Origin of the sequence: Cellvibrio zantedeschiae (assembly GCF_014652535.1) — a bacterium.
In the GTDB taxonomy this organism is placed as follows: domain Bacteria; phylum Pseudomonadota; class Gammaproteobacteria; order Pseudomonadales; family Cellvibrionaceae; genus Cellvibrio; species Cellvibrio zantedeschiae.
Map to the genome: position 1 here is coordinate 111,377 of NZ_BMYZ01000003.1, position 19,562 is coordinate 130,938.

Annotated in this window: 18 protein-coding genes; 10 read left to right on the forward strand and 8 right to left on the reverse strand. The window is 38.5% G+C overall.

What is annotated here, in order from left to right:
* Positions 1-17 precede the first annotated feature (17 nt).
* Genes IE104_RS14540 through IE104_RS14550 form a run of 3 tightly spaced genes read left to right on the forward strand, consistent with a single transcriptional unit; the run spans position 18 to position 3,203 of the window.
* Positions 18-899 (forward strand): glycosyltransferase family 2 protein, encoded by an 882-nt coding sequence (locus IE104_RS14540; RefSeq protein ID WP_189419844.1) that lies wholly within the window; start codon positions 18-20, stop codon positions 897-899.
* A gap of 30 nt (positions 900-929) precedes the next feature.
* Positions 930-2,111, forward strand: coding sequence for a polysaccharide pyruvyl transferase family protein (locus IE104_RS14545; protein ID WP_189419846.1), 1,182 nt, complete (start codon positions 930-932; stop codon positions 2,109-2,111).
* A gap of 15 nt (positions 2,112-2,126) precedes the next feature.
* Positions 2,127-3,203 carry an acyltransferase family protein gene (locus IE104_RS14550; protein WP_189419848.1) on the forward strand — a complete coding sequence of 359 codons (1,077 nt, stop codon included), beginning with the start codon at positions 2,127-2,129 and terminating at the stop codon, positions 3,201-3,203.
* A gap of 3 nt (positions 3,204-3,206) precedes the next feature.
* On the opposite strand, the gene IE104_RS14555 is transcribed toward IE104_RS14550, so the two are convergent.
* Both IE104_RS14555 and IE104_RS14560 read right to left on the reverse strand, forming a co-directional pair.
* Complete coding sequence (locus tag IE104_RS14555; protein WP_189419850.1) at positions 3,207-4,310, reverse strand: glycosyltransferase; 1,104 nt, start codon at positions 4,308-4,310, stop codon at positions 3,207-3,209.
* 148 nt (positions 4,311-4,458) lie between these two features.
* Positions 4,459-5,253, reverse strand: coding sequence for a hypothetical protein (locus IE104_RS14560; RefSeq protein ID WP_189419852.1), 795 nt, complete (start codon positions 5,251-5,253; stop codon positions 4,459-4,461).
* A 227-nt stretch (positions 5,254-5,480) separates the two neighbouring features.
* Between IE104_RS14560 and IE104_RS14565 the strand changes: the two genes are divergently transcribed.
* Genes IE104_RS14565 through IE104_RS14575 form a run of 3 tightly spaced genes read left to right on the forward strand, consistent with a single transcriptional unit; the run spans position 5,481 to position 8,805 of the window.
* Positions 5,481-6,812: a phenylacetate--CoA ligase family protein gene (locus IE104_RS14565; protein ID WP_189419854.1), complete on the forward strand. Its 1,332-nt coding sequence runs from the start codon at positions 5,481-5,483 to the stop codon at positions 6,810-6,812.
* Positions 6,813-6,823: 11 nt separating this feature from the next.
* Positions 6,824-7,825 (forward strand): CapA family protein, encoded by a 1,002-nt coding sequence (locus tag IE104_RS14570; RefSeq protein ID WP_189419856.1) that lies wholly within the window; start codon positions 6,824-6,826, stop codon positions 7,823-7,825.
* Between the two features lie 2 nt (positions 7,826-7,827).
* A complete protein-coding gene (locus tag IE104_RS14575; protein WP_189419858.1) occupies positions 7,828-8,805 on the forward strand; it encodes a glycosyltransferase family 2 protein in 978 nt (325 codons plus the stop codon).
* Here IE104_RS14575 and IE104_RS14580 read toward each other — a convergent pair whose 3' ends face one another.
* The 5 genes from IE104_RS14580 to IE104_RS14600 all read right to left on the reverse strand — a co-directional run bounded on the left by IE104_RS14580 (position 8,806) and on the right by IE104_RS14600 (position 13,665).
* A complete protein-coding gene (locus tag IE104_RS14580; protein WP_229837961.1) occupies positions 8,806-9,402 on the reverse strand; it encodes an acyltransferase in 597 nt (198 codons plus the stop codon). It abuts the gene before it with no gap.
* Positions 9,403-9,504: 102 nt separating this feature from the next.
* Positions 9,505-10,629: an acyltransferase family protein gene (locus IE104_RS14585; RefSeq protein WP_189419860.1), complete on the reverse strand. Its 1,125-nt coding sequence runs from the start codon at positions 10,627-10,629 to the stop codon at positions 9,505-9,507.
* Between the two features lie 21 nt (positions 10,630-10,650).
* Complete coding sequence (locus tag IE104_RS14590) at positions 10,651-11,901, reverse strand: O-antigen ligase family protein (protein ID WP_189419862.1); 1,251 nt, start codon at positions 11,899-11,901, stop codon at positions 10,651-10,653.
* A 21-nt stretch (positions 11,902-11,922) separates the two neighbouring features.
* Complete coding sequence (locus tag IE104_RS14595) at positions 11,923-12,474, reverse strand: arsenate-mycothiol transferase ArsC (protein WP_189419864.1); 552 nt, start codon at positions 12,472-12,474, stop codon at positions 11,923-11,925.
* 66 nt (positions 12,475-12,540) lie between these two features.
* Positions 12,541-13,665 carry a glycosyltransferase family 4 protein gene (locus IE104_RS14600; RefSeq protein ID WP_189419866.1) on the reverse strand — a complete coding sequence of 375 codons (1,125 nt, stop codon included), beginning with the start codon at positions 13,663-13,665 and terminating at the stop codon, positions 12,541-12,543.
* 183 nt (positions 13,666-13,848) lie between these two features.
* Here IE104_RS14600 and IE104_RS14605 point away from each other — a divergent pair, with 183 nt between their 5' ends.
* From IE104_RS14605 to IE104_RS14620, 4 genes are read left to right on the forward strand one after another with little or no spacing between them, the layout of a single operon-like run.
* Positions 13,849-15,018: a carboxylate--amine ligase gene (locus IE104_RS14605; protein WP_189419868.1), complete on the forward strand. Its 1,170-nt coding sequence runs from the start codon at positions 13,849-13,851 to the stop codon at positions 15,016-15,018.
* Positions 15,019-15,023: 5 nt separating this feature from the next.
* Entirely contained in the window at positions 15,024-16,037 is a 1,014-nt protein-coding gene (locus IE104_RS14610) for a polysaccharide deacetylase family protein (protein WP_189419870.1), read from the forward strand.
* 36 nt (positions 16,038-16,073) lie between these two features.
* Positions 16,074-17,072 carry a polysaccharide deacetylase family protein gene (locus IE104_RS14615; protein ID WP_189419873.1) on the forward strand — a complete coding sequence of 333 codons (999 nt, stop codon included), beginning with the start codon at positions 16,074-16,076 and terminating at the stop codon, positions 17,070-17,072.
* A 30-nt stretch (positions 17,073-17,102) separates the two neighbouring features.
* Complete coding sequence (locus tag IE104_RS14620) at positions 17,103-18,443, forward strand: FemAB family XrtA/PEP-CTERM system-associated protein (RefSeq protein ID WP_189419875.1); 1,341 nt, start codon at positions 17,103-17,105, stop codon at positions 18,441-18,443.
* Here IE104_RS14620 and IE104_RS14625 read toward each other — a convergent pair whose 3' ends face one another.
* Positions 18,444-19,472, reverse strand: a complete 1,029-nt coding sequence (locus tag IE104_RS14625; RefSeq protein WP_189419877.1) for a GNAT family N-acetyltransferase — start codon at positions 19,470-19,472, stop codon at positions 18,444-18,446. It abuts the gene before it with no gap.
* Positions 19,473-19,562: the final 90 nt, after the last annotated feature.

Below are 19,562 nucleotides of genomic sequence, written 5' to 3' on the forward strand. Positions count from 1 at the left end.
TTACCATGAGTACTACCGTGAAAATTAGTGTCGTTATACCTACCTATAACTCATCTAAAACTATCGTAAGAACATTAGAATCAGTTTTTAAGCAAACTTATAATTCTTATGAAGTCATAGTGGTTGATGATGGTTCAACTGACGATACTGTTCAGCTTTTGGCAAGGTTTAAAGATAAAATTACATTATTTTGTCAGCCTAATTCTGGCGCTGCCGCAGCACGCAATCAAGGCGTAAAATTATCACAAGGCGACCTGATTGCATTTTTGGACTCAGATGATTTATGGCATCCCCAAAAACTGGAATTTCAGGTGGCCGTTTTTGATAAACATGCAGATTTAGGTATTTTAAGCACTAGATTTCAAACCGTTCGTGAAGCAAATTTCACAAATGATGTAGCACAGCAAGAAATTCCACTTGAAAACTTGAGGTTTGAATTAATCAGTTTTGATGACGTTTTTTTAGAACCATTTCTCGCTACACCTACTGTTATGCTAAAACGATCCTTGTTTGAATCGCTGGGTGGTTTTAACGAATCTTTAATTACTGCGGAAGATGTAGATCTCTGGTTGCGCAGCTGCTATGCAGCAAAATACGCGCTCATTGAAAATGAACTATGTACAGTAATCCAACAAGAAAATAGCCTCACTTACAGAGCCGCTTACTCTCCTTTTTTAGCTCACCTGGATGTAATAGAAGCTTTTTGCAAAAAGAACGAAGCATTCGAAAGAGATCATCGTCTGTTAATTAACACCGCTAAATCCTCAATTTACACCTGTATAGCATCTGCCGAGCTGTGTCTTAATAAAAAACAGGACGCAAGAAAAAATTTGCTAACGGCGATAAAACTACGCGCATCGTTCAGATCTATCTATTTACTCTTAAAAACATTTATATAAATTATTAGCCCCAAACTGGAACATATAACCATGTCAAGAATTGCTATTTTTGGTTACTACGGACAAGACAATGCTGGAGATGAGGCAATATTAAGTGCATTAGCTAGTGGCATTAAAAGAACAAACCCTGAAGCAGTAATATCAGCCTGCTCGGCAAAGCCGGAAGAAACCAAAAAAAGTCACGGAATAGATGCATTTAATTATTTTAGCCTCGCACCCAAGGCCATAATCAAAGGTTTACTTCGCAGAAGCAGGCTTGCTTATTTAAAATCAATTTTTACTTTTTTTAAGGCCGATTTAATTATTATTGGCGGTGGTGGACTTTACTTTGATACCAAAGAAACCAACAAATGGATTTTTGGATATATAAATCTCATACATTTGGCAAAAAAATTCGGCAAAAAAGTAGCTCTTGTTGGAATAAGTGTAGGCCCCCTTCACCATCAGGGTTCCAAAGATGCAATTGCAGCTGCATTTGTACGCGCAGACCTGATAACAGTGAGAGACAATCTTTCCAAAGAGCTATTAACCAGTTTACATATTCCGGAACAAAAAATTAACGTTATCCCGGACTTGGTATTTACGTTCAACTCCGCACCTGAAGAACGAGTTTTATCTATTCTGAAAGATGAAGGGATAAATAAAACCTCCAAAAAAATCGTATCTCTTGTGCCTTGCTGCTACAACATGGAAAAGGAAGGCTGGCTAGAGCAATACGTCAATCTTTGTGAAAAAATTTTAGAAATCCCGAGTACGGAAATATGGATGGTACCTTTGCAGCGCCATGAAACATTTGATGATTATTTTGCTGCTAACACTATTTATAATGGACTTAACCCAGCCGCACAAAAAAAATGCACCATTTTGCAAAAAAATTATGCCGCTAATGAGATACAAGGTATTTTAAGCTCCGCTGATTTTGTATTCGCCGAAAGATTGCACGGCTCTATAATGGCGCTAAACACTAACACTCCATTTCTTGGCATAGCCTACATGCAAAAAGTCTCTGGTGTTCTTGAACTTGCCAACCTTCCAGAAAGAATCATAAGTATTGAGCATTTTTTGAGTGGGGGATTTTTTGACTCTACTTATGAGGCAATTAATTCTGAACTATCAGAAAATACAACCTCTCATTCGCTAAATGACGGTATCAGAGCGAAAGCCCAACGCAACTTTGACCTGCTTAAGCAGTTAATTACAACCAAAAACTAATTGGCAATAAGAATAATGAAACGATTGGAGTTATTAGATTACGCGAGATTTTTCGCCGCTCTTGCAGTAATAGCATTTCACTATTCATACAATGGTATTGCCAATGGAAAAGTGACATCCATAGCTCACATACCTGGGTTAATCGAAGTGACCAAGTATGGTTACCTGGGGGTTGAATTATTTTTTATGATTAGTGGTTACGTAATATTTTTCTCTGCCAAAAACCACAGTGCTGCTGAATTCGCCAAAAGTCGTGCCATTAGATTAATGCCGTGTTACTGGTTTGCTGTACTACTTACAGCAACATTTATGTATCTGTGGGGAAGTAATATAGGAAAAATTAGTGGCACTCAAGTATTAGTGAATATGACAATGCTGCAATCCTTCATTGGCTTTCCACCTATTGATGGAGTCTACTGGACCTTGGCCTATGAGATTACATTTTATTTTGCTGTATTTTTAATTTTATTATTTGGCATGGGAAAACATTTAGAAAAAATATTTATAGCATGGCCTGTACTTATGATCGCCGCAAAAGCTATGGATTTGGATGGCTATAGTTATTTGGGCGGTTATTTTTCTTATTTTGCGGCTGGTGCATTATTTGCAATTCTTAAAAACAAAAAAAATCTAATTGTCTGGATTTCTTTACTAATTTCACTGTACCTGTGCGCATCCTTTTCTGTAGCGCAAACTATAGAAATGGCCAATCGTAAAAATATCGACTTCTCTCAAACCACTGTCATCGCTGTTATCCTTGCATGTTTTATGCTGTTCTTCTTTTTACAATCTAACCTTGGCAGTAGGTTAACATTACCTTATTCCAAAACACTGGGCGCGCTAACCTATCCTGTTTATTTGATTCATGCCCACATAGGCTACATTTTGCTTAATATGTTTGCGAATGATAGTAATAAAATATATGTCTATTTAATGATATTTAGCGCAATTATTGCCACCAGCTACTTAATGCATTTTTTGATTGAGCAAAAATTATCTTTTTTTTGGCGGTCCCTCTTTGCAAAGACTATCGAAAGTCCGCTAGAAAAAATTACTTTTCACATTTCAAAACGAATCAAAGCTCTCACATAAATGTCAATTCAAAAGGCTCTTGTATATCTCAAGAGTCGCCAGAGAGTTGACGTCAGCATCATAGTGTTTCGCCAGAACAGGTTTGTAATTATTATTTACTAGCACATTGTTGATAGCTTCAAAATAACCTGATGGTGAATGATCACACACTAGCAATTCTGGTTGCGTACAAAGCATTTCATGCAACCCACCCACATCATGTGCAATCAGTGGAGTGCCCAAAGCCAACGCCTCCAATCCGGTCATGGGTGTACCTTCGTGATCTGAACACATGACAATAACATCAAGAGAAACTATGCAAGAGGCAATATCGGCGCGATGCCCATGGAAAACCACATTATCCGTAATTCCCAACAGCTCAGCTTTCTCTTCCATTTGCCCCTTTAAATTACCATCACCAATCACATGGAATTTAATGTGCTGATGCTTTAGTAGAAGAAGCGCAGCGGTTTCTAAAAAAATATCCACTCTTTTCACTGGCTGAATCCGGCCAATAATTCCTATGTGTTTGTACTCAGGAAATGCCAATTTGAACTCTGCTGTCTTGGCACTAGCTAATAAGGCTTCATAATCAACACCATTGTGAACCACTCGAATATGATCAGGGGGAAATATAGACGTAAGCTTTTTGGCCAGGTCATCAGAAACAGCAATAACGCATTGCTGTAAATGATTTCCAATCCAAGTATCTAACCACACCTGGAGTTTCTGTTTTCCTTTAGGTGTTGATTCGGGAGCACCGTGACTAGTGCGAATTGATTTAGCCCGCCACCTGAAAAAAGGGACAGCTAGGACATTGGCAAGGTTGCCAAATATATTTTCCTTCTGTCTATGAGTATGCAAAACATCTGGTTTTAACTCGCGGATGAGCTTTCTGAGCTGTCCGATAATCGCCAGACTCGTTAGTACTGTCTCATCCAGGACAGTGACATGGATATTTATTTCACGTAAGCGATTTTCGAGCTCACCATGATTCATTAATACCACGTACAGATTGGTATGAGGCTGCAGTTTTTTTAATAGAGTGTATGCTTGTACTTCCGCCCCCGCCCAAAGATCACCTGATATTATGTGCATTACACGCATGGGTGTATCAGAAGCAGTCATCGAAAAAACCTTATGGGATTTATAATGTGCGGAATCATACTCACGCGTAACGCATAAAAACTTGCGCGACGACGTTATGACATCCTTATTCTTAAATAAAAAAGCCCTATTAGGCGGCTAATAGGGCGAGAAAAAATATTTTTAATGGCTACTTAGAGGATGATGGAGCGCCGCCAGGAGATTTAGGGGGGGCCACATCGGAAAAACGAACGTTATCGATGTACAAAATTGTATCTTCCCTAAAACCTGAATTCGCCCAACCTAGTAAATACCCATATCGCCAGCCTTGAGTGCCCGGCAAAATATTAGCGATGTTAGTATCGTCAAGTACGACATATTTATTTTTATATATGCGAAGCACTCCATTGGAAGTATCCGTAGGTGCTCTAGCATAGATCTTTATTGCCATCCAATGCCCCAAATCTTCTGGGGTAATGAAATCTCTAGATTGCTTAACGGCAGTCGAAACTCCCCAGTTAGGAAACCTTTTGTAATCCGTTCCAATTATTGACGTGGTGGTGTTATCTTGGGGAATAGTGCCAGCACCGATCTGCTCACCCTCTGAATAGGAGACTTGCCATAAACGCAAAAATTTATTATTTGCAGCCCGATCACTAGGGGTGACGTGTTTATAGTTTGCTGGGATAAATAAATCAAACTCAATTAATAGGTCGGTATACTCTTTCTTTAGATCAAATCGCGCTTCCGCATCTGCATCCGAAGTATCCAACGCAGTACCTTTATACCACATCTTCAATCCGTAGCCAGTTCTGCCCGTTTCCTGTGGAAGCTTTGCAACCGAAACATATGAGAAACCGTTCCACAAACTGCTATGAACACCCGATTCAAAGTTATCCTCTGCAATAACATCAGCCCATATTACCGAGCTCAATGTCAAAATTAATGCACCACACGCGTATGAAGCTAGTTGTCGAATTTTCATTACTGTTTACCTCTAATAAAAGAATTAGCTTTCGCCTTATAGCTTCAAATTGCTAATTATGTGTATCTCAATGGTAGAATAACAACCAAATCATTATGCATAGTGTAGAAGCAATATTCTGTTACACAGTCATATTTTAAGTAATCCACTTATATTAGTTTGCTTTCTAAAATCAAATCTTAGTACAGAGCTGTATAAAGCACCTAGGAACAAGGAATTGAGCAATAATGTCACATGAAATTTACCTATCACTCCCTGCATTATGCCAAAATATCGCATTAAGCGCTTATGGAATGAATCTTTATAATCAAAGATTCAAGGGCCCTATTCCAATTCCTTATAACCAATTGGGCTCTCCTTTTGCCAAACCCACCAAATCCGATATTGCACAGCAAACCCAGCGCTTACACAAACTTCTGACACACTGCCAGAAATATGTACCATATTATGAACCATTTTTAAAAAGCATAGATATCACTAATATAACAGCTGAGAATTTAGACGCCTATTTGCCAAAACTTACTAAGAAAATGATTCTGAATTGTCCTGACGAGTTCATATCACGAGCACCGGAATACGACAAAAAAAAACTCCTGAAATTAAATACAAGCGGTAGCAGTGGTACACCATTAACACTTTTTGCTAGCCATGAAGCTCGTCGAATCAATTACAAATATTACGAACAAGCTCTAAATGAATTTGGGTGCACCTATCATTCTAAAAGCACAACATTTGCCGGAAGAATTCTGTATAAAAATCCAGGCAATAGTCCTGCAAGATTCGATTTCTTCAACAATACACAGTATCTATCTTCCTATTTTATTTCACCTGCAACAATCCACAGCTACATTGATGCATTGAATAAATGGCAGCCAAACTTTATTGATGCCTACCCGTCTGCATTAACTGAGTTGTGCTCACTGGCCATCCAGAATAATGCGAAAGTCACTTTTAAACCCAAGGTCGTTTTAACCTCTTCTGAAAGCTTAAGTCCTTATGCAAGAAACATCATAGAATCGTTTTTTGATGCTCCAGTATTGGATCATTATGGTTGTACCGAAATGGCAATTTCAGCCTTTTCACACAAGGGAAAATATTTCGTTCCTGCAACCTATGCTGCTGTCGAAATGGAGCATGCCTTTGACAATGTTTATTCAATTATCACTACAGGATTGTTGAATTTCGCCATGCCTTTGCTTAGATATGAAATAGGTGATTTGGCAATAAAATCTTTTCCTGACTGCAATTATGTTTTTGACTCAATTGAAGGCAGAACGGACGATGTGATAGTAACGCCAGAGGGAAATAGGATTGGACGCATGGACCCTGCATTCAAAGGTATCGAGGGTGTAGAACAAGCTCAAATCATACAAAAAACTATAGATACCCTTAATGTTCTTATTAAACTTAACGTTGATAATTCCTCATTTAATGAGGCACTGTTAATAGCAAACATAAAAACAAGAACTAGCAGCAACATGAAAGTGCATATTTTTTACGTAGAAAAAATAGAAAAAACCAAAAATGGAAAGTTGAAATCTGTTATTAGCGAACTCTAGTAGAAAAACTTATGAAATTAATGTTTGTTGGCGATATAAATCCTGGAGAATATTATACATCTATAGGAAATGGTCCTCGCAGTCTCATGAAAAGCAAAGACCCATTGGCAGCTCTACATGCACTATTCCATCAGGCAGATGCCGTAATAGGTAACTTGGAGGCACCGGTCTCGCACACTATAAATGAAAATGGAACATTAAATTCTTTAACTCTTATCGGTCATGCCCCTGATCTTAAATATTTTGCGGACGCAAATTTTAAATATCTGCAAATTTCCAACAACCATATCGTGCAACATGGTTTGGAAATATTTCAGGAAACATTAACGTCGCTATCGAATCACAAAATAACTGCGTTAGGCTTGAAAGATCAACCGATGGAGTTATTTACATCCAACGGAATTACAGTAGGAATGCTGTCAGCGTCGGACATCCCCGACAACACGTATAAAAACCAGCAATCTTATCAAAGGTTCGATGACGACTTTCTCACTACAGTCAAGCAATCGGTGCCTCTCGTCGATCACTTAATCGTGCTAATGCATTGGGGAAGTGAAGATTCAACAAAACCTAACGAACGTCAACGAACTATATGCCAGCAATTAAAAACTCTAGGTGTAAGGGCTGTTATTGGTAGTCATACGCATTTATTTTATGAAGTAGAAAAAACAGATAATTTTATTTGTGCATATTCTCTTGGTAACTTCATTTTTGATCTTGCATGGGATAAACGCTTGTTAAAATCAGGAATCCTTGAAGTTAATTTCACCAAAGATGGATTAAGTGGAAAAGTACATCCCGTAGAATTAAAAGAAAACGGCTGCATCCCGCATCTAACCTCTGCGCCAGTCAATATTGATAAGGTCACTGCCCTCTATAATCATGGCGATAGCATGGAATATCAACAACTTAAAAAAACACTCTATCTCATCAAAAATATCTTGAAAGGAAGGACAGGACTTAAATTTTCTTTCTTTTTTCAAAAGCTGACAAAGTTTAGTAGAAGGAAATGAATATGATTAATAATGAAATACTCGTATCTATAGTCATACCAGCCTACAACGAAGAAAAATACATTGGTATGTGTTTACAATCTTTGTCCGAGCTGGAGTTTGATAAAGATAAGCTTGAAATTATTGTTGTTGACAATGGATCTACTGACAGAACATTAGAAATTGCCCGCAGCTATACATCAAATGTAATCATTAAAGAAAAAGTTAAAGTTGGAGCAGTAAGAAATTACGGTGTATCGCATGCAAAAGGAAAATATATTGTATTTTTGGACTCCGACTGTGTAGTAGATAAACAATGGTTAAGCCGTGGCATTAATAAACTTCAAAAAGATAGCAAGCTTGTATTGGGCGGCCAATACCTGATGAGGGAATCACCATCCTGGTTAGAAAAGTATTGGGTATTAACCAATTCTGTTGAAAAAATATATCAAACCACACTGGTTGGTGGATGCATATTTATTGAGAACAAAACCTTCGAGAGTGTTGCAGGATTTAACGAAAACCTGAATTCAGGCGAAGATAGTGATTTGACCTACCGTCTTATTCAGGCCGACTTTACAGTCAATATAGATCCCTCACTTAGCGTGATACATATGGGGTATCCTTCAGAAATTTTACCGTTTATCAAACGACAAATCTGGCATTCATCCGACTATATAACCAGCTTGAAAAAATCGCTTAAAGATAAAATATTCATTCTCACGCTCTGCTTTATGATAGGTGTAATTACATTTACAAGCGGCCTGCTTTTCCATGGCCACTTTAATCTGTTGTTTTTATTATTGATGGTGACCCCACCTGCGCTGCTTTCTTATAAAAGAATTTCGCGCAGCCAAACTACCTACACTGGTTTTTTTGATGTTATTTCCATCTATGCGGTGGATTGGTTGTATCTTATTGGCAGGACTTGTGGGATTTTATTAAGCTTTAAAAATGCGCTTGCTAATCCCGCCAAAGATCAAAAAGTTGATATACGATAATTATCCAAATGTTCTTATGACTTTGGCCGGGTTTCCACCTGCTAAAGTCATAGGAGGAATACTTTTTGTTACGACACTATTAGCAGCAATTACGCTACCTCGACCTATTCTCACACCGGGTAATACAACACATCCCGTACCTAGCCAAACATTATCTTCAATAACAACTGGCGAACTGGTGCCTTTGGTTTGAATTCTATTCTCAACATCTTCAAATGATAAATCATGGCCACTGCAATCCATGATTTGGCAGTTAGCCGCAATCAAACAGTTTTTTCCGACCTCTACCAATTCATAAGCATGAATTGCAGAACCATGAATACGCGTATTGTCACCAATAATAATTTTTGCAGTTGCCTTGTCTGCAAAAAGTTTTACAGGTGCAAACATATTAACGTGATATCCCATATTGCTTGAATTTAATACTACATGAGTGCCAATAATCAGATGACAACCAGGTTCTATGTGGATTATTGGATGTCCTTTTATAGTTAGTTTTTTGCCTGTTTTTATATTGCCAGATAAACCAAAAATAATATGGAAGCGCAGACTCAAAAGGAAATCAATTGATTTAAAAAATGTTCTCATAAATCTCATAAAAATTTCCTGCGCTCAGCTTTTCACAAATAAATTACCCACAACCCTCGCCAGCAATAATTAGATTAAGGGTCAGTTATATTTCCAGTACAAACGTTCAATTTACTGTGAATTAACAGCAGCTTTAGAACTAAACAAATTTTCAAAATCAACTTTTTTTAGTTTTTCCGCCAGTCTCAATGAAGGCTTCTCAAATAAAAGATGAAAAATATGGGCTACTATAATACTCACTACAATAGCTGCTAATAGCACAGGTATTACATAGATTTTCGGTAGATGCCCATGAAAAAACATTCTTGCTGTTGATATAACTTTCCACCCTATATCAGGATGTACTAGATATAAAGTGTATGAAATAGTGCCGAGATACTGTAAGGTTGCAGACGTAAATACTCGATCTAACAATGACCGCCACCACAAGGCATATAAAAAAATACCAATAATGATACCGGCAGTTTGATATGGTTTTTCACCAAAATATAAGGACGTAATACACTCAAATAAAATCCATATAAAAAACACCTGTGTGCTGTAGGCTTTACGTCTGAACACTCTGGCAACTAAAACGCCAATCAAAAAATAGTGCCAGTTTGAAATAAATAAACCATTCACCGATAGCGAATAAAAGCTTCTGTCTACTAATATAGAAAAAACGCCCAGTCCTATAATAATAAGTAAATGAAAATTCGAAATATTCAATTTTTTGGTGACCTTTTGAGATATCCATAGACTGAATAAGTAGAACAAATAGAATTGGATCTCTAAACATAATGTCCAAAAAACTACAGATATTAGTGGCCTGACGGTCAGCAGATCCTGCAAATAAAACATATGCGCCAAAATATTACCCACCGAGGGCAAGGGCTCCTGCACAGCAGATATTTTATTTTTAAAAATTAACAGCGCAATACCAAAAAATATGGCAGCCCAATAGGTAGGATCGAGCCGTATGCTCCTGCGCACAATAAATTTTGCAGCATAGTGTTTTGTAACAAGGGAGTCGCCAATACTCAGGGAGATAACCAAACCGCTAATAACAAAGAAAACTGGCACTCCTAAATAGCCATAAGACATTATCGTATTTAGGAATGCTGGTAATAACTGCTGCAAATCTTCTTTCAAATTGCCGGAGAGATGGTACAAAACCACTCCCATGGCAGCTATTCCACGTAGTCCATCAATAGATCGTAAACGCATACTTTCCTTGGGCGGAGAAATGTCATTCATATAGTGAGCCCGTCAGGAGATTTATTTTTTTTGCTGATTTGTAATATTGTTTAATGCAACCAGAATACCCAGGTTAATCCATAAGAATGGGTAATAAGTCACTGTTACAAATTGGCCAGCTATAGCAAAACCTAACACACCAAAACCTAAACCAGCTGCAAACTTACCATCTACACTGTTGTGTTTACCAAGCTTAATAGCCAATACAAAACAGTAAAAAATAAGCAGCATAAATATAAACAGCGCTATGAAACCAGCATCTGTTCCTACCTGAATAAAAATATTGTGTGGTAGCTGAGCCCTGGGATACAACATATCTTGCGGGTAAAAATCTTCATAGTAGGGTGCAAAATTAAAGAAGCCCACACCAGTCAGCGGATATTCTTTTAACATTTCCCATCCATGTTCCCAATAAAGCAATCTTTGTTGTGACGTTTTATCGTCTCCGCTATTCGAAAACCTATCTTTTTGCTCTTGGGGAAGTAGGTAAAAAATAGCACCGCACAAGATCACCACACCAATTAAGGGTTTTAATTTAAACATGCTTTTTCTAAACATAATTACGAGCTGTACAGCTAAAGCAAGCTGGGCACCACGACTACTCGCGCCTAGAATTGTCAAAATCGGACACACCCAAAATAAAATCAAAATACCTCGTTCCCACTTGGTCACTTTATCTTTTAATGCCTGGTACATGTAAAATGCTAATGGAAAAAGCACCAACATCAAGATGGCCAACTCACCCGAGTTTTGGAAAAATCCAGCAGGCCCACTTAGCCCCCAGGCCGTAAATGAAAAGCCACGCATGGCCCAACTTTTTGATGTACCTATCGCAATTTTTGCACTTGCAATCAATAGAATTAAAATAAAAATATAGGCCCGCTCACGGGTATTGACGATATTAATAATTAGAAAATAAATAACAAACCAGTTAAAAATCTGCATAAATTCTTTTCTGGCAAGATCGAAATATTGAGCGAACCCAATAGAAATAATAATCATCAACAGGAAAAGAACCATGAGTTTATTGGCAAAATTGGATACTGCTTTCACTGAAGGATCAGTCATAGCGCCGATTGCGGCTAATAGAATAAAGAGCATTGCCCAAGGCAAGATATTTAAGGCGGGAATGAGAGTTTGAGGACGAACAAACTCTACAAATAGATAGCAACAAATCGCCCAAAACGAGAAATGCTGCGTCTTACAATAAGACCACATATTCTTCACTTTGAATGCGTAAAAATCATCAACGGTATAGATTTGCGTGGCCATACTTTCTCTTATAAAATATTACTAGTTTATTTTCTTAGCTAACGATTCAACTGCTCTCACCACTTGATCCTCGCAGTAATTAAAGAAAATAGATCCAGAACCATAAGGATCATGTAAGTAGCTTTGTTTTTTATGTAACCATAACCCTGCCAAAGTGATAGAGACTTTACCGTTAAATATCTGCTCAAGCTCGTCTGCATGTTTGGGCTCCATCCCAACCAACAAATCGCCCTCTTTCGGTTGGTATTGAGCGATGTTCTGAGTCACATGTGTACTTAAATCAAGATTTATAGTCTTACCATAATTAATAGCTCTTATATCTGCCGCATCACCACCACGGCAATGTAGACCAAAAGATATGGCTTCCACGCCGTTTTTCTTGGCAACATACTCTGCTAAAGGGCTACGGCAAATGTTACCCGAGCAAATAAATATTAATCGTCGCACTTTTGAAAGTTGGATATTCTGGTATTTGTCAAAAGCGCCAAAATTATGCTTCACCCCATAAATGAATGTATTTAGCATTCCTCTCTTGGAGCCAAAACGATCCTTGATAAATTGCGGTGTAACCATACTTCATACTCACAAAATAAAACTCAATTTACTTATTGTTCTACCGATGGAAGGTGAACATAAGAATCATGTTGTTTTTATTAAACTGGTAAAGATTTTCCTATATTCCTCCAGCAACTTATCCATTGAAAATGTACTAATTACATGCTTTTTGGCAGCTTGCGCAAACTGAACCCTGAGTGATTCATTGCTTATTAATTTGAGCAAAGCCTCTGATAACTCGAAAGCATCATTTACTTTTACCAAGTATCCCGTTTCATCGTGCGTTACTATTTCTTCAGGCCCACCACAACGAGTTACAACGACAGGTAGTTCACTTGCCATAGCTTCGATGGTTGCAATTGAAAAACCTTCTGAGCTGGAGGACAATGCAAATAAATCCATTTGCCCCAAGAAGTGGGCTGTATCCTCTTGGAATCCCACAAAATGAACATGCTGGGCTAAATCCTGAGATCGTATTTGATCATCAAGCTTAACCATTAAATCTGCCTTCTTATGTCCCGCTACGATAAAATGCACGTTGGAATTTTGCTCAACAACAAGTTTGGCAGCATTTATAAGAACGTTATACGCCTTCGCTGGCCTGACGTTACCGACACAACCAATCAGCACGGCGTCATTATTTATTCCTAGTGTGTTGCGGATACTAGCGTCAGCATTTTTTTGATATTTTTTTACATTAACACCATTGTATATAACAGCAATTTTTTCCTTTTTAAATAATCCTCTCGCTGCAATGTACTCAGCCAAATCATGGCTTACCGCAATCAATTTACTGACACCCATTTGCATTATTTTATTTTTAATAAATATTCGTTTTTCATTCGGGTTTACATCCACACGCCCGTGTAGGGTGGCTACCAACGGAATTTTTAATACCAAAGACAAAAGAGAATAAGTCAAAGTTGAGCCTAATAAGTGAGCTTGAATCAACTTAACATTGTGCTTTTTTATGATGCGGTATAGAGAGATGTAATAATTGAGCGACAGCCCGCCCTTAGGCTTAACAATATAATAGTCGACCCCCCTCTGTTTGAGTTGCTCCTCAACCCACCCCGGCCCCTTGATAACAGCTATGGTATTGTAACCATCCAATGTTAAATATTGCGCCAGATCTAAAAATACTGTTTCAGCACCGCCAGGGCCTGTAGTGTCTATAGCATGCAATATTGATGGTTCATTATTCACCATTGAATATCCTTAAATAACAGTATTGTTTTGGGGAGCCGTAACGTGCACTTTAAAAGGGCTACCAGTTTAAAACATCTGAACAACCATTACAGGAGAAATTCACCTACTGTTTGTGAAATATGTGAACACTTCCGTTATCATCTCATATTATTAACCTGCCCTTAGTGGATGGAATCATTGTCAATGATATTTTCTGTTTTAGTTCTAGATGCAAACCAGCGTAGTGCGCTTGCAGTTACTCGATCCTTGGGCAGAAGTAATTATGTTGTTACTACCGCTGACTCTACAGATAGGGCGTTAGCTGGCGTATCGCGCTACTCTTCCCAATATATACAAAGCCCAAATTCAGAAACCAATCCAGCAGATTATGTAAATTGGTTAATCAAATTACAGAGTGAGCGCAAGTTTGATTTGGTAATTCCCGTTACTGAAATTACCAGCCAATTATTACTAATGAGCCACCAAGACCTTCACGGGGTTAAACTCCCATTCGCATCTTATGAAAAAGTCATGAAATTGGCTCACAAAGGCCATTTAGTAGAGGCTGCTAATCGATTGGGTGTTCCAGCACCTCAATCAGAGCTTTATGAGTCAGCGCCCTCCGTAGATCCAAGCATTCAAACCTACCCTTTAGTGTTAAAGCCTTGCCTATCTAAAATTTATACTGGCACACATTGGATTGCGACAACAGTGAGGATAGCTTCATCAGCAGAGGAGCTCATAACCATATTGAAGCGAGATACATATCTGCAAAATACGTCGTTTATGTTGCAAGAATTCATCCCCGGCCATGGAGCTGGCGTTTTTTGTTTATTTGATAAAGGCAAACCCCTGGCTTTTTTCGCTCATCACCGGGTACGCGAGAAGCCACCCCAAGGTGGGGTTAGCGTCCTCAGCCGGAGCGTTGAAGCCGATCCTTTACTTAAAGATTATGCGACTCGTTTACTGAGCGGTGTTAATTGGCATGGCGTCGCAATGGTGGAGTTCAGGGTATCGCCTGAGGGTAAAGCCTATCTTATGGAAGTAAACACGCGCTTTTGGGGTTCGCTGCAATTAGCTATTGATTCCGGGGTTGATTTCCCCGCATTGCTCGCACAAGCCGAATTGACGGGACAAGCGCCAACTATCGAAAGGTACCGTGTAGGACAACATTTACGCTGGTTTTTAGGCGATGTGGATAGTCTGTACTTATATTTAAAGTCCTCACACTCTTTTAAAAATAAATTAGCCAGAATTATCCAATTTCTAACACCCCGTCCAACTAAATGTCGCCATGAGGTCAATCGTTGGGATGATTTAGCACCAGCGCAATATGAACTATCCATTTATTTAAAGCATTTGTTGGGTCGATAACCTCTATGAATAACTTACTCAAATCTGCACTCAAGCCGGTATTAATTTCTTTTGCCAGTTATTTTGGACCTCATGCCAGAAAAGGTAATAGCGGTGACTTATGGATATTAATGTACCACCGCATACTCCCAGCGCATGACGCGCGCTTTCAATTGGAAGAACCTGGTATGCTGGTGAAACCCGAAACATTCGAGATGCATGTGAAAGAAATCAAACGAAATTTTGATTTAATCTCTCTTGGTGAATGGGTGAGCGCTAAAGAGCGTGGTGAAAAATTACCTCCAAAGGCATGTGCCATTACGTTTGATGATGGCTGGCTTGATAACTTTGAATACGCGCTTCCTATTTTGAAAAACGAAGCTGCACCTGCAACCTTGTTCGTAGTAGCAGACAAAATAGGTACAGATTTTCAGTTCTGGCCGAACATTGTTTCAATATTGTTACTAAATGGCGCAGCCAAGGCAATGTGCCTCCACCCCTTATTTGAACCTCTGTCTGCTAAACTCACAGCAGTTACATCAAGCTCTAGCAGGGACGAGCTGGCCAATATAATTTTACATTTAAAAAAATTTTCCGATGAAGCCATTTTTTCCGCGTTAGAGGATATTTCCTGGCGCAGCCTGTGCCCAGCAAACTTACCGCCTGCCTTGATGGACTGGGACCAATTAAAGGCTATGCAGAATACTGGCTTGGTAGAAATCGGCTCCCATACCTGTACGCATCGGCGCCTGACAAACTTCCTACAACCAAATGAGCTTGAGCACGAAATCGTTACAAGTAAATTAAAATTGCAAGAGAAACTAAATACCCCTGTAAATTTATTTTGCTTTCCCAATGGAGACTACAACCAAGAAGCACTAAGCTTGGTAATGCAGAACTATTCTGCTGCCGTAACTACTCGCAGGGGAATCAATCTTCCGAGTAACACTAACCTACATGAACTAACCCGAATCGGCTTGCATGAAGAAGTAAGTCAAAATAAAGAAAAGTTTCGCGCCCGTCTTTCTGGCTGGCTTTAATAACTTAAAATTTGCTCTCGAATACACGGACTAATAATGAATAATCCTATGGAAAACCAATCCTCGTTTGAGCGGATAATGAACCGGCTCGTGGGGCCGTTTGCTACGATTTTCACACTCCACAGACCCGATCCGGGAAATGGTGCTTATAACGGAGCCAGCGAAGATTTACTTAAAAAATGCTTGGATTATGCCAATAAGAAAAATTATCAATTTATGTCGGTGGACAAATTAGTTGATGACTCCTTAAACTTCCGTTCACCTGATCAGCCAATCATATGCTTCACATTGGATGATGGTTATTCCGACCAAGCCACTCGTTTGCTTCCAACTCTTATCGATTATGGAACATCACCGAATCTTTTTGTAATTACAGATTTTATTGATCAACAAATGTGGCCATGGGACGCCAAGCTCACTTATTTAATATGGAAAACATCGTTGTCATCCTGCAATGTTTCAATTGGTGCGCACAAGCTAACGTTAGATCTATCCACGAAAGAAAAACGTATTATTACCAGACGTAAAATTAATAAGTTGATAAAAACCTTACCCCATGCACAATTGCTAGAAGCAATTGATATAATTTCCAGTGCTTGTCAATTGACGCTACCAAATGAAATACCAAATGATTTTAAGTCTATAACATGGCAGGAACTTCGAGATCTTGAGTCGAAGGGAGTTCGTATCGGCTCACACACTAAAAGCCACATAGTATTTAATTCAAGTAGCGGCGCTTTAATTACGCATGAACTGGAACAATCATATTTAAAACTTAAAACTGAGCTATCAGACCCTTCTTCAGTTTTCTGTTATCCTTTAGGCTCACACAATGATTTTTCATCTCACCATATCGCTCTTATAAAGGAAGCTGGATATAAGTCCGCGGTCTCAACTATTTCAAACATTACCAATCCAACACAAATACGTAAGAATCCTTTTCAAATTCAGCGCATAGCGTTTCCAAATAATTTTGATACATTTGTACGCTACACCTCATGGAGAGAAGCTGTGCGTAGCAAGCTCCCCTTTTAATCGACATCAAACCTGCTTATTTAGATTTCTATGACGCAACTAACGAAACAAGACGAACTTAAAACGCAATTGTGCAACTACAAATTAGAATTGAAAATCGCAAAAGATGCAAAAGCAAAAGTTGCATCTCAATTTAAGCACCTTGTAGTTGGTAGTGAAGAGTATTCAGCGCTATTGCTATCGATGCAGACAGTGTCGAATGAAGTAAAAGAAATTGAGAAAAAAATTAAAGCGATTGAAAAGGCCAGTATCGATCAAACTCTTTTATCAGACATCCCCGATGCCATCCATCCACCATTACTAACCATACCCAATGACGTGAATTGGGCTGATGACTTTATAGTTCGGGAGATTATCCCGGAGGAATTTCCGGCTTGGTATGATTTCATATCCACCATTCCAAATGCTACGGCTTACCACCAACAAGCGTGGAAAGAACTAATTGAGTTTTCATTTCAAAACACAACACGTGTATGGGCTGCTTTCGATTTAAAAAATGCAATTATTGGCGGAATCCCATTAACTTTTTTTGATAGCCATTTGTTTGGAAAATTTGCAGTATCAATTCCCTATGTTAACTACGGTGGGGTAATTACTCGTTATTTTAATATTGCCCAACAACTACTAGCTCATTTGCGTTTCGTTTGCGACAGCGAGAGCTTATCGCACATTGAAGTTCGCACAATGCAACCAGATTTGGCCGAAAAATCCTCTTCCAAAAAAGCATCTATGATCTTAAGGCTACCTAAAACAAGCGAAGAATTGGAAAAAGACCTAGGCTCCAAAGTTAGGGCTCAGCAAAAGAAGGCTGAAGATTATCTCCCAACTATAAAATTTGGTAAGTTGGAATTGTTAAATGATTTTTATAGGGTTTTTTCGCAAAACATGCGAGACCTAGGCACGCCTGTTTACAGCAAAAAATGGTTTATGGCAATCCTAAAAAATTCTCAGGTAAATGCAACCATCGCAGTAGTTAATATAAAAGGAAAACCCGTATCGGCGGCGTTTTTGATAGGCCATAATGAAATGATGGAAATCCCTTGGGCGTCAACAATAAAAGAAGCCAACATTTTTAATAGCAACATGTGGATGTACCGCAAAATTTTGGATTTTGCAATCCATAATAAATTTTCATTTTTTGATTTTGGCAGGTCCACTCAAGACGCCGGAACTTATAAATTCAAAAAGCAGTGGGGTGCAGTTCCCTACCAACATTATTGGTATAAAATTCTTCCTAATGCGACCAATAACGAAGGCCCTGAATTAAATCCAGACAATCCAAAATTCGCAATAATGATCGCCGTATGGAAAAAGCTTCCGCTTTGGTTAGCTAATACGATCGGGCCAGCGATTATACGTAATATTCCTTAATCAATTATGCGGATTGAACCTTCTCTGCATTCTGTATAATATTTTCAAAACCGGATTTCTAACCAAAAGCAGAGTATTAAATGCGGCCTTTCGATTTGAAAGTGCCGATTTATAATCCGCGTTTTTTCCCTTTCCAGCCATAAAATCATAAAAATCTACGTCTGCACGCGAAAACGCCGACTCTAATTGATAACCAAGATGCAGTGTGCCTAGAGAAATATTTTTGGCAAACCCTTCCAAATATCCCGATTGCAAATTATAAATTCGACCATTGAATTGAATATCCAACACAACCGATACTGGTTTTTTATTTACCGTCATAAGTGATAGATTTACTTCGTGACCATCATGAACTAAATTGTCTAACAACAAACGTATAAAAGTTAGATTCCTACCCTGATAGCAATCTCTGCCCCAACGCTTTTGATGGAAATCATTGATTAACTTATAAAAATATTCTTGGTCAGGCCATAGATTTTCAACTTTAACTTCTCCCAACATATGGAGATTTTTTCTACGGTTATACAACTTGAGCCGCGTGTTACTACCAAGCCCTGACAAATACACATCAAAACTCTCGCAACTAACATCAACCCCGTACGTCGGATTAATATCCTTAACAATAAAATCAAAACCACTCTCGTCACTTAATGTCTTCCACAGATCATATTCTGGCGAATCCTGCAAAATGTCGGGGAGATAAAGTTGATCGCAACGGCTTTCTAAAAAAGCTTCTACATAATTACGTGCAAGAGAATTACTTGAAGCGTATGCAGCTGTATTAAAATATTCGCTTCTTATACTTGGCGCTATAGACGTAGAAACACCTAAAGGAAAGGCAGTCCGCACAGGGAGAACTTTTTTTATCTTATGACGGAACGAGAAGAGCACCTGATCTAACGGTTGGCTATTTCCATCGTTTACCAAAACTAAATTTGGATCATTCCCCCAGCTTTTTAGCCACGCATCCAGCCAAGCTTGCGATCTAAATAATCCCGGGTAATGCTTATTGAAAAAAAAGGGGTTCAAATATGAAACCTAAAATTAGATGATGAAAATGAAAAAACTTTGTGCAATTCAATGCACAAAGTTTTAAGGTGAACTACTTCCGTTGAACTC

Bases quoted from the DNA above. Each gene is read 5' to 3' on its own strand.
- IE104_RS14545 (WP_189419846.1), top strand. From the start codon at position 930: ATGTCAAGAATTGCTATTTTTGGTTACTACGGACAAGACAATGCTGGA.
- IE104_RS14550 (WP_189419848.1), top strand. From the start codon at position 2,127: ATGAAACGATTGGAGTTATTAGATTACGCGAGATTTTTCGCCGCTCTT.
- IE104_RS14555 (WP_189419850.1), bottom strand. From the start codon at position 4,310: ATGACTGCTTCTGATACACCCATGCGTGTAATGCACATAATATCAGGT.
- IE104_RS14560 (WP_189419852.1), bottom strand. From the start codon at position 5,253: ATGAAAATTCGACAACTAGCTTCATACGCGTGTGGTGCATTAATTTTG.
- IE104_RS14565 (WP_189419854.1), top strand. From the start codon at position 5,481: ATGTCACATGAAATTTACCTATCACTCCCTGCATTATGCCAAAATATC.
- IE104_RS14570 (WP_189419856.1), top strand. From the start codon at position 6,824: ATGAAATTAATGTTTGTTGGCGATATAAATCCTGGAGAATATTATACA.
- IE104_RS14575 (WP_189419858.1), top strand. From the start codon at position 7,828: ATGATTAATAATGAAATACTCGTATCTATAGTCATACCAGCCTACAAC.
- IE104_RS14580 (WP_229837961.1), bottom strand. From the start codon at position 9,402: ATGAGATTTATGAGAACATTTTTTAAATCAATTGATTTCCTTTTGAGT.
- IE104_RS14585 (WP_189419860.1), bottom strand. From the start codon at position 10,629: ATGAATGACATTTCTCCGCCCAAGGAAAGTATGCGTTTACGATCTATT.
- IE104_RS14590 (WP_189419862.1), bottom strand. From the start codon at position 11,901: ATGGCCACGCAAATCTATACCGTTGATGATTTTTACGCATTCAAAGTG.
- IE104_RS14595 (WP_189419864.1), bottom strand. From the start codon at position 12,474: ATGGTTACACCGCAATTTATCAAGGATCGTTTTGGCTCCAAGAGAGGA.
- IE104_RS14600 (WP_189419866.1), bottom strand. From the start codon at position 13,665: ATGGTGAATAATGAACCATCAATATTGCATGCTATAGACACTACAGGC.
- IE104_RS14605 (WP_189419868.1), top strand. From the start codon at position 13,849: ATGATATTTTCTGTTTTAGTTCTAGATGCAAACCAGCGTAGTGCGCTT.
- IE104_RS14610 (WP_189419870.1), top strand. From the start codon at position 15,024: ATGAATAACTTACTCAAATCTGCACTCAAGCCGGTATTAATTTCTTTT.
- IE104_RS14615 (WP_189419873.1), top strand. From the start codon at position 16,074: ATGAATAATCCTATGGAAAACCAATCCTCGTTTGAGCGGATAATGAAC.
- IE104_RS14620 (WP_189419875.1), top strand. From the start codon at position 17,103: ATGACGCAACTAACGAAACAAGACGAACTTAAAACGCAATTGTGCAAC.